Genomic DNA, 14,777 nt, shown 5'->3' on the forward strand with positions numbered 1-14,777 from the left:
CGCTTCAACGCCCTCGGCACCGCCGAGATCGAGCGCGTGGCATGAGCTTAATGGGGTAAGGGGAAATCACGCCTCAACGCCGAGTTCTGCAACAACGCCGATCGCGATCGCGGAATGGCGCCCCGACAGCCTGACGCCGCCGGTCCGGGAAGCGCTGCGGGACCTGCCCATCGAGAGCCGCGACGGCCCCGCCGTCGATCACGACTGGGGCGAGGCCGACCTGACCCCGGTCGAGCGTGCCTATGGCTGGAACAGCTTTGCCGTCCTGGCGATGACCGCCGGCGTCCCCGAGGCGCCCGTCAACGCCATCGCGGCCAGTGCGCGGGCGACCTGCCAGCTGCGCTATGTGGTCGGCACCGACCCCGACGATATCCTGCCGGCGCTGCGCCGCCATCTGGATGCCGCGGGGTTTCAGGCGGTGCAGATCATCGCGCATGATCGCGGATTCTTCCGTGCCACGCGGCTTGACCCGGATCACGCATGGGTCCGCAGGGTGGCGGCATCAATCCAGCAGACGACGGGCAAGCCGCCCCATATCCTTCCGAACCTTGCGGGGTCGCTGCCCAATGACAGCTTTGCCGACATCCTGCAGCTGCCGACGATCTGGGTGCCCCATTCCTATCGGGGCTGTTCGCAACACGCACCGGACGAACATGTGCTGAAGCCGGTCTGCCGGGATGCGCTGCGCGTGATGGCGGGCCTGTGGTGGGACCTGGGGGGCGACACGGCGGCGCGCTGACGGCGGGGCCGCGTTACGCGGCCCTTGGGGTGAACCGCGCGGTCCGCTCATCCACCAGATAGCCCTGGGCGAAGCTTGCCGGATCGGACGCGATGCGGGCCACGGCGCGGATGATGACATCGGCCTTGGCGTCGTCCATCAGCACGGAAAACGCAAGGCGCGTCCAGCCGGGCTTGGCGACCTCCTGCCCGGCCAGGATATCCTGCCGCAACCGGTCCGAGCCCGCGCGGTCAAGCCCCAGCAGCCGATGCGCATAGGGCCCGGCGCAGGCACATCCGCCGCGCGCCTGGATGCCGAAATGATCCGACAGGATGCGGCACACCAGCTGCGGATGCACGACCGCACCGTCCTGCCCGCGGATCAGGAACGAAAAGACCGGCAGCGCCTTTGCCCCGGACAGGCCCAGGATCTCCAGCCCCGGAACCTCGCGCCAGCGTGCAACGGCGCGCTGGCGCAATGCCGCAAGCCGCGCTGCCATCACCTCGGCGCCGATGATGTCCTTGACCTGGAAACACAGGGCGGCGCGGATATCGCCGATCACGTTGGGCGTCCCCGCCTCCTCGCGCGCGATGACGTCGGTCGCGTAATCCTGCCCCCAGGGCGACACGAAGCGCACGGTGCCCCCGCCCGCGCCGGTCGGGCGCGCGGCCCTGACGGCGTCGCGGCGCAGGATCAGCACGCCCGATGCGCCGGGGCCGCCGATGAACTTGTGGGGCGACAGGACGACGGCATCCATGCCGACGGCCATGTCGATCGGCAGATAGGGCCCCGCCCCGGCATAATCCCACACGCTGATCGCCCCATGACGCCGCAGAAGGCCGGTGATCGCCGCCACATCGCTGACGATGCCTGTGACGTTCGACATGGCCGAGAACGCACCCAGAACCGGACGCGGGCCTGCCGCCGCCAGATGGGCGGCCAGATCGGCCAGGTCCGGGCCGCCGGTCGGGCCTTCGGCGATCTCGGTCACCTCGGCCCCGGATTCGCGCCAGGGCAGGATGTTGGAGTGATGCTCATAGGGGCCGATCAGCACCAGCGGGCACCGCCCCGCCGCGACCATCGCGTCGATGCCCAGCAGATGCGTCAGCTTGGACAGCCCCGCCGTCGCCCCCGCACCGGCGAATATCACCGCATGATCCCGGGTCGCGCCGCAGGCCTGCGCGATGATGCGCCGCGCCTCGGCCCGCAGGCGGTTCATGTGGCGGCCACAATAGGACGCCTCGGTATGCGCGTTGGAGTAATAGGGCAGGACATCGGCGGTAATCGCATCCTCGATCTGGCGCAGGGCGCGACCCGAGGCCACGTAATCGGCATAGATCATCGGGTTCGGACCGGCGGGCCCAGGCACCATCACCCCCTCTCCGATCAGGCCCGCGCGCAGGGACGCGATCGCGTCGCGCCCGCTCAGATCCGCGTGAAAGCGCTGGAACAGGTCCGGGGTGGTGCTCATGGGTCAAACCTTGCATCTGGGGGCGTATTCACACGACAATCCCTGATGCGCGGGGCATAATCATTCCCTGTTTCATGCCACTGCACAGGAATTTGCGATCATATGACCCAAGACATGCGGCTGGATGCCATCGACTCCGCGATCCTGCGCGTGCTGCAGCGCGACGCCTCGCTGTCGCAGCGCGACGTGGCCGAACGCGTGGGCCTGTCGCAGAACGCCTGCTGGCGGCGCATCGCCCGGCTGAAGGAGGCGGGGATCATCCGCGGCCAGACGCTGCGCCTGGATCACGGCCGGATCGGGCTGGGCCTGACCGTCTTTGTCATGCTGCGCACGCGGGATCATTCGACCGAATGGCTGACGACCTTTCGCAGGACCGTGCTGGGCATCGAGAACGTCATCGACGTGTTCCGCATCGCGGGCGATTACGACTATATGCTGAAGATCGTGGCGCGTGACATGAACGATTTCGACGGCATCTATCAGCGCCTGATCGCCGGGGCCGCGCTGGAGACGGTCACCTCCTGCATCGCGATGGAGGCCATCGCGGACCGCCGCGACCTGCCGGTCTGACCGAACCCTTGGCAACCGTGTGGACCGCCCCGATGATCGCCGGGGCGGGTCCGTCTCTTACACGCGGGGCGTCTGTCCGCCCTCAGCGATAGATGTGGATGATCTGGCGATCCTGCGGAGAGATCAGCACCGTCTGCCCGTTGATCTGGGCATAGCGATAGTCCGGCTGGTCGGGGATATCATAGATCGTCACCGTCTCGGGCACGCCGGCGCCGACGACGACCTCTCCGTCCAGATAGATCGGCTCGACCGCGTTGGTCGTGACATAGGCGGTCACCTCGGTGGTCGGCTCCTCGGCTGCGGCGGCACCGCTGGCCCCGCCGATCGCGGCACCCGCGACGGCACCGATGGGTCCGCCGATCAGCGCACCCATGGCCGCGCCGCCCAGACCCCCGACAGCAGTGTCCTGGCCCGTCGTCGGGTCCTCGACCGGGGCCTGGATGATCGTCACGCCGACCGTTTCGCGATTGGGATACAGCGAGACGACCTCATCGCCCGCGCGGACGTTCAGATAGTCGCCATAGGCCCAGCCCTCCAGCGTGCCGCTGCTGACCTGGCACCAGTTCGCGCTGTCGATGCAGCCGATCACCGAGACCTCCTGGTCCGTGCCGATGGCGCCGATCACCCCGTGCTGCACGCCCGGACCCGACCGCACGTTCAGGTCGGTCGAGACGGTGGCGGCGGTCTGCGCCGAGGCCGCGCCCGCCACGGCCATCGCCGCGACGAAGGTGGATGCAAGATACTGTTTCATGGATATCTCCGGTCTGTCGGGCGTGGCGCCCGTTCATACCGTGTCAACTTGTCGCAGGCGTGCCGGTTCCGCGACCACGACGCACCAAGGGCCACGGCGCGCACACGTTCGGGTGAGGCGGATCGCCGCCGGTGCCCCCGCACCTGACCGATCCCGAACCGGGATGCCCGATCGTCCCCCATGACGGCCCGTATCGCGCCAGGCGTTCCAGGACGACACGGAGCGCCGCCCCCGGCGCGACACGACGGTCCGGGCGCGCGGGACGATATCGCGCGCGCCGCGCCAGGGTCAGCCGGTCTTCGACTTGACCGCAGGCAGTTCGATGTTGATCTCCAGGCTGGACATCTGGTCGCCGCGCTCCATGCGGACCTCGACATCCTTGTCGCCGATGGGAACGTGCTTGCGGATCGCCGCGACGATGTCGCGCTGCAGCATCGGCAGGTAATCCGCCTCGGCGGTGCCGCTGCTGCTGCGTTCATGCGCCAGCAGGATCTGCAGGCGATCCTTGGCGGTCTGGGCGGATTTGGGCGGGGCCTTGCGGCGGACGAAATCGAACAGGCTCATGACGCCCGCCCGAACAGACGCTGCAGCAGGCCGGGGCGGCGCTCTCCGGGAATGCGCATCTCGACCGTGTCTCCGGTCAGCCGCGACACCGCGTCCTGATAGGCCTCGGCCGCGGCGGACGGCCCGTCCAGCGTGACCGGCGTGCCCACGTTCGACGCCTTGAGGATCGCCTTGCTTTCGGGGACGACGCCCAGCAGCGGCACGGCCAGGATCTCCAGCACGTCCTCGACGGTCATCATCTCGCCCTTCTCGACGCGCTCCTGGTCATAGCGGGTGATCAGGACCTGCGCCTTGATCGGCTCGGCGCCTTCGGTTTCGGCCCGGCGGGTCTGGCTGCTCAGCAGGCCCAGCACGCGGTCGCTGTCGCGCACCGAGGACACTTCGGGGTTGGTCACGACCACGGCCTCGTCGGCGAAATACATCGCCATCTGGGCGCCATGCTCGATGCCCGCGGGGCTGTCGCAGATGATATAGTCGAAATCGGACTTCAGCTCGGTCAGGACCTTCTCGACGCCCTCCTTGGTCAGGGCGTCCTTGTCGCGGGTCTGCGAGGTCGGCAGGATCGACAGCGTGTCGACCCGCTTGTCCTTGATCAGCGCCTGCTTCAGCTTGGCGTCGCCCTGGATGACGTTGATGAAATCGAACACCACCCGGCGCTCGCAGCCCATGGTCATGTCCAGGTTGCGCAGACCCACGTCGAAATCGATGACGACGGTGCGAAAGCCCTTCTTGGCCAGCGCGGCCGAGATCGCGGCGGACGACGTCGTCTTGCCCACGCCGCCCTTGCCCGACGTGATCACGATGATCCGCCCAAGGGGCGGATTGGTCTTGGGTTCTGTCGTCATGCGATCACCTCCATGCAGAGTTTTTCATCCTTGAGATAGATATGCGTGCAGCGGTTCAGCGCGGCCGCGTCCAGCGTCTCGCTGGTCTGGTAGAGGCCCGCGATGGCCACCAGCTCGGCGCTGAGATTCTGGCAGAAGATATGCGCGCTCTCATCGCCGTGGCATCCCGCCATCGCGCGACCGCGCAGGGTGCCATAGACGTGGATGTTGCCCGCCGCGACCAGTTCGGCGCCGGAGGCCACCGACCCGATCACCGTCAGATCGCCATGCTCGGCCATCACCCGCTGCCCCGAACGGACCGGCGCGTGGACGACCTTGTTGCGCAGCGGCGGCGGCGCATCGGCGGCAGGTGCCGCAGCCGTCGCGCGCGGCAGGGGCGCGTCGCGGCCGGTGGTCACCGCGATCAGGCCCAGCCCCTCCAGCACCGCGCCGTCCAGCCGGTCGGCGTTCTGGACGCCAAAGACACGCAGATCGCGGTTGCGCAGATGCGCCAGCAGCGCCGCCAGAGGGTCCGCGTCGCACAGGCCCGGCGCATGGGCCAGGTCCAGCACCATCGGCGCGCCCGAAAAGAACTGCGGCGTCGTGCGCAGCTGTTCGTCCAGCTGCGCATAAAAGGCGTCGCCTACGCTGTCGGCGTCGATGCGCAGGACCAGCGCGGTCAGGAACCGGCCCCTCACCTGAAATGCGGCCGAGGCGGCCGTGACGGAATCCTGCCGGTTCCGGGCGTATCCTTTTGACACGTCGAGACTGTGCTCCTGCTCTGGGCGGATCGCGATTCGATGCCGCGACGCTGTTGTTGACCTCCCATTTCACGAACTGGGCGCCAACGGAAGAAACTCCGGCCATTTCCAGCAGGAACCCGCCGCATTTTCGGGCCGCGCCGACCCGGCGGCGGTCGCCGCCATGCGCCCGTCGCATGGCAGCACCGACGTGCGCGTGCGTTGCAAGGTGCCGATGTTAGCGCCATCTAACGGTCAACGCAGCACCGGGCCAATCCGGGACCGGTGCCGCCGGGACGAACCGAAAAGGATACGACCATGACCGCCATCACCCAGAACCGCACCGCCACCGACGCAGGCCTGCGCACCCGCCTGACGACCGCGATCCAGCGGATGCAGGACAGCCGCGCCCGCCGCGCCATCTACCGCCAGACCGTGCGTGAGCTGAACGCCCTGACCACCCGCGATCTGGACGACCTGGGCATCAACCGCTCGATGATCACCGCGCTGGCCCACGAAGCGGCTTGGGGACCGGCCCGCTGAGGCCGTCCTGACGCGGCTGTTCGCTGACCCTGGGCGCTTTGGCCAGGATCACCGAAGGCCTGAGAACTGATCCGGTGCCCCTGTCTTGTGCCCCCGCAGCACGACCGTTCAGGCGCAGACGGCGGCCATGCCGGGGTGATTGTCACGCATGACGGTGCGGGATTTGTGACGGGGACGGCGGCGATCTGCGTGTTCGGGTAAGGGCTTAGGGCGTGGTCTGCCCTCTTTGCCGTGGCCAAGACGCCATCAAGCCCGATCCGAGGGGCGACCGGTCCCATGGTTCGACCAATAAGGTCCGTGACAGCCCTGCGTCTTCGGAGTGAGAAGCATGGTGACGGCCTGCTCCGGCGCACCTGCGCATAGGCTCATATCGCCCGCCACCAGTGCGCGGCACAGGGCCAGCGCCTGCGGGATATCCAGGGTCGGCCCGCGAACCATAATCCCATCGACCAGGCGGTGCAGGACAGGTGAGGCACATGGGCCTTGGTCGCCCCGTCCTGGGCCAGGGCCGGCGCGACCGCCGTCGGCACGGCCTGCGCGTGATGCTGCAGCACCGGGGCGGGGATAGGGGCCAACTTGCGGTTGCCGCCCGGCTTGTGCATCATCTGGCTCTGCGCTTGCCTGAGGGCAGGCGGACCGTTCCGACAGAGCACCAGCCTCAAGCGCCAGGCTTGCGCTGCAGGACCGCCAGGAAGTGCCGCCGAACATGGATCGTCCGGGGCGGCCACGCTGGCTTACGCGAGATGCCCGCCGAGATGTGTCCCCCGGCGGTCGCGACATGTCGGTCCGGATGGATCCGCTCGACGTCGGCACGGTCGGCGCACGACACATGTCGCGATCGCATTCGACGCTGGTCAGACAGGCAGGCCAAGCACGCTCGCTCAGCGCGACGAAGCCGTCAAAGGCCAAGGGGGCATCAAGGCGGCCGGCCGTTGGGCGCAAACAACTGCGATCGTGCTGGGCCGCGTGCCGTGCGTTTCCACCGCCCCTGGCGATCGCGTTCCCGCCGATGGTCTGCCCGCCGGTCCCGCGCCAAGGCTGCCACCCGGCTGTGGCATCCGGTGAGGCCGGGTTTGACCATGCCAGCATGCCCCTGACTTGCGCGTTCGCGGCTGTCTGCACGACCGGCAGGTCCCGGTCTTCGGCCCGATGCGTTCACCACCAGAGGCTTCGCCACGGCATTGCGCAAGGACCCCGGGCGCCGCGCATTCTGGCGCAGATGCGCGCGTCGGGTGACGGTCGAAAACGCCCTGCGGATCGCTCCGTCGCCCCATACCTCCGGGGAAAGGCTCCCATGGCTCACCTTTCAGGCGATATCAGGCGCCCATCCCGCTTGGCTCCGCGTGGAAAGCGACGGACCCTCCAGAGGTGCGCCGAACAGGCCCCCAGCCTGCGCACGAAAATAAGGGGCGGTCGCCAGGACGGTTGGACCAAAGGGTCCGAGGGAACAAGGAACTGTCCGGGGGACAGTTTCGCCCGAGAACGGAACCCGCAGCAGACCAGCACCGGCACCACGCCGATCTGTGCGCTCAGCCCCTGCCCGCTCAGGATCACCGACAGCGGCCCGGCGATGTTGCCCGCGTCATTGGCGCCATGAGCAAATCCCAGGATCACCACCGCCATCAGCAGCGCGGGGCGCAGCAGAGGCTTGATCCCCGGCTTGCGCGGATGGGCGGCGGGTCAGCAGATGCCCGACCAGGGCGGGCAGAACCGCCGCCCCGATGATCACCGAAAGCCCCAGCTGGCGGTTCACCAGCAGCACATAGGCCGAAAACAGCCCCACCATCAGCCCCACCAGCGGCGGCAGCCCGCGCAGGGCGGCGGCGATGGACTGCGATGTGCCGACCGGCACCTGTGCCGACGGCCTCGGCGATGTCCGCAAGCCCAACGGGATCGATTTTGCGCCCTCCCCGGGCAGTCGATGGGCATCTACCTCCTGAAAATGGCCGATACGGGGGCATATACCAAGGCCGACGTCGACGACTGCGTCATCGCCGGGCAGGCTCTGGCCCCGTACGCCCACGCCGTCATGGGCGCCTGCGCCGCGTCACTCCTGTCTTGGGCAGCACTACTGAAGGGCCGGACCCTTCAGGCGCGCCGCGGCATGCTGCCTGACGTGCAGCCGCACAGCATCAGGATTGGCCGCAACGCCCCTACGGGCTGGCGCGGCCATCCGCCAATGGCTGTCGGCGGCGGGCCTTCAGGGTCGAGCGTACCCCAAGCAGCAACAGCCCCAGCGTCAGCAGCAGCACGACCGCACTGATCGGGCGCGAAAGAAAGACCATCGGATCGCCCCGCCCCAACAGCATGGCGCGGCGGAAATGCTCCTCCATCATCGGGCCGAGGACAAAGCCCAGCAGCATCGGGGCCAGCGGAAAGTTCAGCAGGCGCAGCGCATAACCCAAGATGCCGAACATCGCGACCATCAGCACGTCGAAGCCGCTGGAATTGACGCTGTAGGTTCCGATGCAGATGAACATCAGGACCGCCGGGAACAGCCAGTGATAGGGCACCGTCAGCAGCCGCACCCACAGCCCGATCAGCGGGATGTTCAGGACCAGCAGCAGCAGGTTGCCGATCCAGAAGCTCATCACCAGGCCCCAGAACAGGGCGGGCTGTTCGGTCATCAGCTGCGGCCCCGGCGCGATGCCGTGGATCATCAGCGCGCCCAGCATCAGGGCCATCGTGGCGCTGCCGGGGATGCCCAGGGCCAGCGTCGGAATGAAGGCGGTCTGGTCGGCGGCGTTGTTGGCCGATTCCGGGCCGGTGATGCCCTCGATCTCGCCGGTGCCGAATTTCTCGGGGGTCTTTGAGATGCGGCGCTCCATCGCATAGGACATGAAGGCCGCGATCGACGGCCCGGTGCCGGGCAGCGTGCCGAAGAACGATCCGACCGCCGCGCCCCGCAGCATCGGCCGCCAGGACCGGCGCATGTCCTCCCGCGTGGGCTTCATGGACCTCAGCCCGATGGAGCGGCTGTCGATGTCCTTGGCGTCGATCTTGCCGATGCTGGCGATGACCTCGGACAGGCCGAAGATGCCCAGGGCCAGCGCGACCAGCGCGATGCCGTCCGCCAGCTCGATCATGCCGAAGGTAAAGCGGCGCGTGCCGGTATAGACGTCCGAGCCGACCAGCCCGAACAGCATCCCCAAGCAGACCATGATCAGCCCCTTGCTCATCGCGCCGCTGGACATGCTGGAGGCCGCGACCAGCCCCAGCAGCATCAGCGCGAAATATTCCGCCGACGAGAATTGCAGCGCGACCTGGGCGATGCTGCCGGAAAAGCCCATCAGCAGCAGGATGCCGATGGACCCACCGGTAAAAGACGCGATGGTCGTCATCAGCAGCGCGACCCCCGCGCGGCCCTGCCGCGCCATGGGATAGCCGTCCAGCGCGGTGATGGCGCTGGACGGCGTGCCCGGCACATTCAGCAGGATCGAGGCCGTGCTGCCGCCATAGCTGGTGCCATACCAGATCCCGGCCAGCATGATCAGCGCCGCCGTCGCGTCCAGCTGGAACGTCAGCGGCAGCAGCATCGAGATCGCCGCCAGCACCCCGATGCCGGGAATGACCCCCAGCAGCGTGCCCGCGAAGACGCCGACAAAGCACCACAGCAGGTTGTCGAAGGACAGGGCCGTCTGCAGGCCAAGCGCAAGGTTGTCCATCATGATCAGCGCATCCCCATCGGCAAAAGCGGTATCGGCAGGCCCAGCAGCCACGGAAAAATCGCGACGGCCAAACCCGTCAGCACCACCCCCAGCACCATGATCGGCAGCGGCCGGTTCTTGCGGTCAGCAAAGGCCGGGATGATGACGACCGCCAGCACCGCAAGGATCAGACCGGCCGGTCGGATCAGCAGGCCAAAGGCGATCACGCCCGCCGTGGCCAGCGCTGCGCTGCGGAACTCGACGCCGATCCTGTCGCGCGCCAACTCCAGCGGCGCCCGCGTCCGCCGCGCTGCGCCAAAGGCCAGCATCAGCCCAAGCGCCGCCATCAGCACGCCCAGGCCCATCGGGAACATGCCCGGACCCATGCGCCGCAGCGTGCCCAGATCATAGCTGCTGGCGGCATAGACCGCGACCGCGCTGCCCACCAACGCCACCAGCAATCCCGCCGCAAGATCGGCTCTGTCATCGACTGACATCGTTCCCCCTCCCTGAAAGGCTGCGGGCCGTGGTGCGGCCCGCAGCCGTGGTCTCAGCGCTCAGCCGTCAGTCCGGCGGCCTCGACGACCCCTGCCCATGTCTCGACTTCGCTGGCAAGAAAGGCGCGGAACTCTCCGGGCGATCCGCCCATGACGACGCTGCCCTGAGTCTCGAAATTCGCGATCAGCGCGGGGTCCTGCAGCGCCTCGTTGATGGCGGCGTTCAGCGCGGCCACGGCCTCATCGGGCATCCCGGCGGGGCCGACGACGGCCTTCCAGTCCTGCGCCTCATAGCCCTCAAAGCCGAACGAGGCGACGGTCGGCACATCCGGAATGATCGGGAACGGCTCCAGCGAGGTTACGGCCAGCAGGCGCACGCTGCCGGAATTGGCATGGGGCAGCACGCTCGGGACGCTGCCGACGTAGAAATCGACCACGCCCCCCATCACATCCGAGATCGCCTGCGCGATGCCGGAATAGGGGACCTGTTCGAACTCCAGATCGCCCTGCTGCATCAGCCGCTCGATCGCCATATGCCCGCCGGTGCCCTGACCGGGCGTGCCATAGAGCAGCGAACCGGGATCGGCGCGGGCGGCCTCGACCAGCTGGCCGAAATCCTCAAAGGGCGAATCGTTCGGGACGATGATGCCGACGGGCTGGGTCACGATGGGAATGATCGGGGTGAAATCGGTCAGCGGGTCATAGGCGACCTCGGCGTTCATCGCCGGGTTGATCGCCATATTCGCGGTCTGGCCGATGCCGATGGTATAGCCGTCGGCCTCGGCCCGCGACAGCTGGTCCAGCCCGATCGTGCCCGCGGCACCCGGCTGGTTCAGCACCACGAAATTCCAGCCCCGGTCCCGCGTCAGCCAGTCCGAGATCAGCCGCGCCGGAATGTCGGTGCCGCCGCCGGGGGGATAGGGCACGACCATGTCGATATTGCCCGTGGGATAGTCCTGGGCCATGACCGGCAGGGCCAGCACGGTGGTCATCGCCAGAATGGCTGCTGTTGTGATCGTCTTCATGGGGTTCCTCCTCCTCATATTCTCTCGCCGTCAGGCGCTGTCGGGCATCGCGCAGCCAAGGCGGCGCAACGTGTCATCCACCCAGGCCCGGTCGTTCGTGCCCGCCTTGATGCGCTGCATCTGCGCGGTCTCGGCGGCCTGCTTGGCCTCGGTCCGTTCCAGCACGCCGGGAGCGTCAGCCACGGGCACCGACAGCACGCCATCGCCATCGCCCAGGATCAGATCGCCCGGCTCGATGACCATGCCCTCCAGCGCAATGGGCACGTTGATCTCTCCGGGGCCGTCCTTGTAGGGGCCGCGATGCGTGACGCCCATCGCCCAGAGCGGCAGGTTCGCCTCGCGGATCGCATCGGCGTCGCGGATCGCGCCCCACAGGACGAACCCCGCCACGCCGCGCCGCATGGCATGGGCCAGCATCAGCTCTCCCATCAGCGAATTGGTCAGATCGCCCCCGGCATCGACCACGATCACGTCGCCCGGATGGGCCATGTCGATGGCCTTGTGCAGCATCAGGTTGTCGCCGGGCCGCGATCTGACGGTTAGCGCCGGACCGGCAAGCGTGCCGCTGGCGTGATAGGCCCGAAGGCGCGGGCCCGCCGCCGCCATGCGGTGCATGCTGTCGCTGACATTGGCGACCGGCAGGGCCTTGAAACGCGCGACCAGATCAGGGCTGACGCCCTGGCGGCGGGGCAGGATACGGAAACCGATGGTCATGTCACACTCCTTCCGCCGCGGGCGCGTTCTCGCGCAGCAGGTGGCGGTTCGCAATCCGTTCGGGCGGCACGGGCCGCCCCTCGATGATGTCCAGCGCGCCCTGGACGGCGGCGCGGGCGACGCGGGCGCCCGCCTCGGCCGTGACCCCGGCGACATGGGGCGACAGCAGGATGCGCGGTTCCCCGAAGAACGGGTGATCCGCCGAGGGCGGCTCGACCGCAAAGCTGTCCAGCGCCGCGCCGCTGAGATGGCCTCCGCGCACCGCCTCCAGCAGGGCAGGTTCGTCGATCAGCCCGCCCCGGGCGGTGTTCACGACGACCGCGCCCTGCGGCAACAGCGCCAGGCGCCGCGCGTCCAGCAGGTTCCGAGTCTCGGCCGTCAGTGGGCAATGCAGGCTGAGGATGTCCGACCGCGCCAGCAGCGTGTCAAGATCGGCGATCCGCTCGACCCCCGCCTCGGTAAAGACGGCATCGGGCGCGTGGGGGTCATAGGCCGACAGCTGCAGGCCGAAACCCTGCGCCATGCGTGCCGTCGCCCGCGCGATGGCGCCGATGCCGACAAGGCCCATCCGCAGGCCCGCAACCTCTCGCCCCAGAAAGCCCGGCTTGTCCCAGCGGCCCGCGCGCATCCCGGCATCCAGCACCGCCAGCTGCTTGGTCACCGCCAGGACCGAGGCCATCGTATGTTCGGCCACCGAGACCGCATTGCCGCCGGGCACGGACAGGACCGGAATGCCGCGCTCTGCAGCGGCGGCCAGATCGATGTTGTCCACCCCCGCGCCATGCTTGGCGATGACGCGCAGCGCCGGGGCCGCCGCGATGACCGCCGCGCTGACGCGGCCCATCCGCGACAGGATCGCACAGGCCCCCGTCTCGCGGGCCGCCGCGATCAGGCTGGCCTCGTCCGCATAGGGCGGCATGAAGGCCAGCGTGGCGCCCCGCTCCTCGGCCAGTGTCACCGCCGCCGCGTCAAGGCGCGGTCCCGTCACCAATATCGTCGTCACGTCATCATCCTCCGCAGGCGGCCCTGCGGCCGGCCGGGTTCATTGATTGGGATCATCGGACCGCAATGCCTCCAAACATCCGGTCCACCCTCCTGCGTTCTGTGCTATGACGAAACCTGGCTTAACGGAAACGCCAATAATTGAAGCTTAGATGAAGCAGAACTGAACATGGACACCAGACAGCTGCGCACCCTGCTGGCGATCATCCAGCACAACAGCTTTTCCCGCGCGGCCGAGACGGTGCATGTCACCCCCTCGGCCGTCAGCCAGCAGGTTCGCGCGCTGGAGGCCGAGCTGGGCGTTACAATCTTTGAGCGCGCCACCCGCCCCCCGGCCCTGACCGCGCAGGGTGCGCAGGTGGTCGAGATGGCGCGCGACATGCTGCGCCGCGAGGAAGAGGCGCGCACCGTCCTGTCCGGCAGCGGGCTGGAGGGGGTGCTGGTCATCGGCTCGGTGCGCACCAGCGCGCTGCGGGTGCTGCCGCGCGCCATCTCGCGGATGCGGCTGGCGTTCCCGCGCCTCAAGGTGAACCTGCGGCTGGCCAATTCCGCGACGCTGATCGAGGATGTCTCGGCCGGGCGCCTGGACGCGGCGGTCGTCGCCGAGAACCTGGCGATCCGTCCCCAGATCCGCTGGCGGCCCTTCCTGCACGAGCCGCTGTGGCTGATCGCCCCCGCCGCAATGGCCGCGCCGACCGTGCACGCGATTCTGGCGGCCCAACCCTATCTGCGGTTTTGCGCGCAGGTGCCGCTGGCCAGCCTGATCGATGCCGAGCTGTCGCGCATGGGCGCCGCCCCGCAGGTTATCGCGGAGCTGGATTCCATTTCCGCCATCATGTCCTGCGTCACCGAAGGCATGGGCGTGTCGGTCGTGCCCGACGTGGCGCTGTCCGAACCGGGTGCCGAGGCACTTGTCCGGCTGCCCTTCGGCACGCCGCAGATCCGCCGCCAGATCGGCCTGGTGGACCGCGTCCCCAGCAATCGGGGCGTCATCATCGACCAGTTCCATGACCTGCTGGCCGCCAGTTCGGGCGCCTATGGGATCCGCCGGGAACCGTCATAGGGGCCCCTCAAGGCTGCCTGCCGTCAGGCGCGTTCCAAGGTTATGCCTTGAGATCCTCCCCCGGCGCGGTACAAAGACGACATGACAATCACGCACCAAGACGACCTGGACGGCCTGAGAGCAATCGGCCGGATCGTGGCGAACACCATGCACGCGATGGCGGCGGCCATGGAGCCCGGCATGACCACGCTTGAGCTGGACCGCATCGGCCAAGACCTGCTGGAGCGTGACGGCGCCGTATCGGCCGCTAAGGCCACCTATGATTTCCCCGGCACGACCTGCATCAGCGTCAACGAAGAGATCGCCCATGGCGTCCCCGGCGCGCGGGTGCTAGCCGCGGGCGATCTGGTCAATATCGATGTGTCCGCGTCCCTGAACGGCTATTTCGCCGATACCGGGGCCAGTTTCTGCCTGGGCCCCGTTCCGCCGTCGCTTGACCGGCTGTGCCGCGATGGCAGGCGCGCGATGCAGATCGGCATCGCGCAGGTCGGGCATGACAAGCCGCTGGCCGGGATCGGCAATGCCATCGGCGCCTTTGCGTCCAAACGCGGCTATACGCTGATCCGGAACCTGGCCAGCCACGGGGTCGGCAAGGCCCTGCATGAGGCCCCCGAGGAGGTCCCGACCTGGCCCACCCGGGGCGACCGG

General features: G+C 68.3%; 15 protein-coding genes and 1 pseudogene. 5 read left to right on the plus strand and 11 right to left on the minus strand.

Translation table 11 applies throughout. From position 1 onward, the window contains the following. Window positions 1-739 (plus strand): annotated as a pseudogene (locus ABS73_RS16205) (hypothetical protein); the annotation flags it as partial. Between the two features lie 13 nt (window positions 740-752). Here ABS73_RS16205 and ABS73_RS16210 read toward each other — a convergent pair. Continuing rightward, entirely contained in the window at window positions 753-2,189 is a 1,437-nt protein-coding gene (locus tag ABS73_RS16210; protein WP_277021751.1) for an aminotransferase class V-fold PLP-dependent enzyme, read from the minus strand. 102 nt (window positions 2,190-2,291) lie between these two features. On the opposite strand from ABS73_RS16210, the gene ABS73_RS16215 reads away from it, so the two are divergent. Beyond that, entirely contained in the window at window positions 2,292-2,759 is a 468-nt protein-coding gene (locus ABS73_RS16215) for an Lrp/AsnC family transcriptional regulator (protein WP_277021749.1), read from the plus strand. An 82-nt stretch (window positions 2,760-2,841) separates the two neighbouring features. Here ABS73_RS16215 and ABS73_RS16220 read toward each other — a convergent pair whose 3' ends face one another. The 4 genes from ABS73_RS16220 to minC form a co-directional block, all read right to left on the minus strand. Then, a complete protein-coding gene (locus ABS73_RS16220; RefSeq protein WP_277021747.1) occupies window positions 2,842-3,510 on the minus strand; it encodes a DUF1236 domain-containing protein in 669 nt (222 codons plus the stop codon). Between the two features lie 288 nt (window positions 3,511-3,798). Next, window positions 3,799-4,074 (minus strand): cell division topological specificity factor MinE, encoded by a 276-nt coding sequence (gene minE / locus ABS73_RS16225; RefSeq protein WP_136858060.1) that lies wholly within the window; start codon window positions 4,072-4,074, stop codon window positions 3,799-3,801. Continuing rightward, a complete protein-coding gene (minD, locus tag ABS73_RS16230) occupies window positions 4,071-4,919 on the minus strand; it encodes a septum site-determining protein MinD (RefSeq protein ID WP_277021743.1) in 849 nt (282 codons plus the stop codon). The genes minE and minD overlap by 4 nt, the downstream gene beginning before the upstream one ends. Then, entirely contained in the window at window positions 4,916-5,596 is a 681-nt protein-coding gene (minC, locus tag ABS73_RS16235) for a septum site-determining protein MinC (protein WP_277021741.1), read from the minus strand. The genes minD and minC overlap by 4 nt, the downstream gene beginning before the upstream one ends. A gap of 360 nt (window positions 5,597-5,956) precedes the next feature. Here minC and ABS73_RS16240 point away from each other — a divergent pair, with 360 nt between their 5' ends. Further along, window positions 5,957-6,181: a DUF1127 domain-containing protein gene (locus ABS73_RS16240; protein WP_277021739.1), complete on the plus strand. Its 225-nt coding sequence runs from the start codon at window positions 5,957-5,959 to the stop codon at window positions 6,179-6,181. A 1,582-nt stretch (window positions 6,182-7,763) separates the two neighbouring features. Here the strand turns inward: ABS73_RS16240 and ABS73_RS16245 are convergent. From ABS73_RS16245 to ABS73_RS16270, 6 genes are all read right to left on the minus strand, one after another. Then, window positions 7,764-8,033 carry a hypothetical protein gene (locus tag ABS73_RS16245; RefSeq protein ID WP_277021738.1) on the minus strand — a complete coding sequence of 90 codons (270 nt, stop codon included), beginning with the start codon at window positions 8,031-8,033 and terminating at the stop codon, window positions 7,764-7,766. 301 nt (window positions 8,034-8,334) lie between these two features. Next, window positions 8,335-9,849, minus strand: coding sequence for a tripartite tricarboxylate transporter permease (locus ABS73_RS16250; RefSeq protein ID WP_277021736.1), 1,515 nt, complete (start codon window positions 9,847-9,849; stop codon window positions 8,335-8,337). A gap of 2 nt (window positions 9,850-9,851) precedes the next feature. After that, a complete protein-coding gene (locus ABS73_RS16255) occupies window positions 9,852-10,325 on the minus strand; it encodes a tripartite tricarboxylate transporter TctB family protein (protein WP_277021734.1) in 474 nt (157 codons plus the stop codon). Window positions 10,326-10,378: 53 nt separating this feature from the next. Beyond that, window positions 10,379-11,350: a Bug family tripartite tricarboxylate transporter substrate binding protein gene (locus ABS73_RS16260; RefSeq protein WP_277021731.1), complete on the minus strand. Its 972-nt coding sequence runs from the start codon at window positions 11,348-11,350 to the stop codon at window positions 10,379-10,381. A 30-nt stretch (window positions 11,351-11,380) separates the two neighbouring features. After that, complete coding sequence (locus ABS73_RS16265; RefSeq protein WP_277021728.1) at window positions 11,381-12,064, minus strand: RraA family protein; 684 nt, start codon at window positions 12,062-12,064, stop codon at window positions 11,381-11,383. 1 nt (window position 12,065) lies between these two features. Beyond that, complete coding sequence (locus ABS73_RS16270; RefSeq protein WP_277021726.1) at window positions 12,066-13,067, minus strand: NAD(P)-dependent oxidoreductase; 1,002 nt, start codon at window positions 13,065-13,067, stop codon at window positions 12,066-12,068. Window positions 13,068-13,235: 168 nt separating this feature from the next. Here ABS73_RS16270 and ABS73_RS16275 point away from each other — a divergent pair, with 168 nt between their 5' ends. Further along, window positions 13,236-14,129, plus strand: a complete 894-nt coding sequence (locus tag ABS73_RS16275; RefSeq protein WP_277021725.1) for a LysR family transcriptional regulator — start codon at window positions 13,236-13,238, stop codon at window positions 14,127-14,129. A gap of 81 nt (window positions 14,130-14,210) precedes the next feature. Further along, on the plus strand, window positions 14,211-14,777 hold a 567-nt coding region (gene map, locus ABS73_RS16280), incomplete at its 3' end, for a type I methionyl aminopeptidase (protein WP_286693559.1).

This window comes from Paracoccus sp. SCN 68-21, assembly GCF_001724535.1.
GTDB lineage: Bacteria > Pseudomonadota > Alphaproteobacteria > Rhodobacterales > Rhodobacteraceae > Paracoccus > Paracoccus hibiscisoli.

Coding starts and splice junctions, on each gene's coding strand:
- ABS73_RS16220 (WP_277021747.1), bottom strand. CDS start 3,510: ATGAAACAGTATCTTGCATCCACCTTCGTCGCGGCGATGGCCGTGGCG.
- ABS73_RS16210 (WP_277021751.1), bottom strand. CDS start 2,189: ATGAGCACCACCCCGGACCTGTTCCAGCGCTTTCACGCGGATCTGAGC.
- minE (WP_136858060.1), bottom strand. CDS start 4,074: ATGAGCCTGTTCGATTTCGTCCGCCGCAAGGCCCCGCCCAAATCCGCC.
- ABS73_RS16215 (WP_277021749.1), top strand. CDS start 2,292: ATGACCCAAGACATGCGGCTGGATGCCATCGACTCCGCGATCCTGCGC.
- ABS73_RS16250 (WP_277021736.1), bottom strand. CDS start 9,849: ATGATGGACAACCTTGCGCTTGGCCTGCAGACGGCCCTGTCCTTCGAC.
- ABS73_RS16275 (WP_277021725.1), top strand. CDS start 13,236: ATGGACACCAGACAGCTGCGCACCCTGCTGGCGATCATCCAGCACAAC.
- minD (WP_277021743.1), bottom strand. CDS start 4,919: ATGACGACAGAACCCAAGACCAATCCGCCCCTTGGGCGGATCATCGTG.
- ABS73_RS16255 (WP_277021734.1), bottom strand. CDS start 10,325: ATGTCAGTCGATGACAGAGCCGATCTTGCGGCGGGATTGCTGGTGGCG.
- ABS73_RS16265 (WP_277021728.1), bottom strand. CDS start 12,064: ATGACCATCGGTTTCCGTATCCTGCCCCGCCGCCAGGGCGTCAGCCCT.
- ABS73_RS16260 (WP_277021731.1), bottom strand. CDS start 11,350: ATGAAGACGATCACAACAGCAGCCATTCTGGCGATGACCACCGTGCTG.
- ABS73_RS16240 (WP_277021739.1), top strand. CDS start 5,957: ATGACCGCCATCACCCAGAACCGCACCGCCACCGACGCAGGCCTGCGC.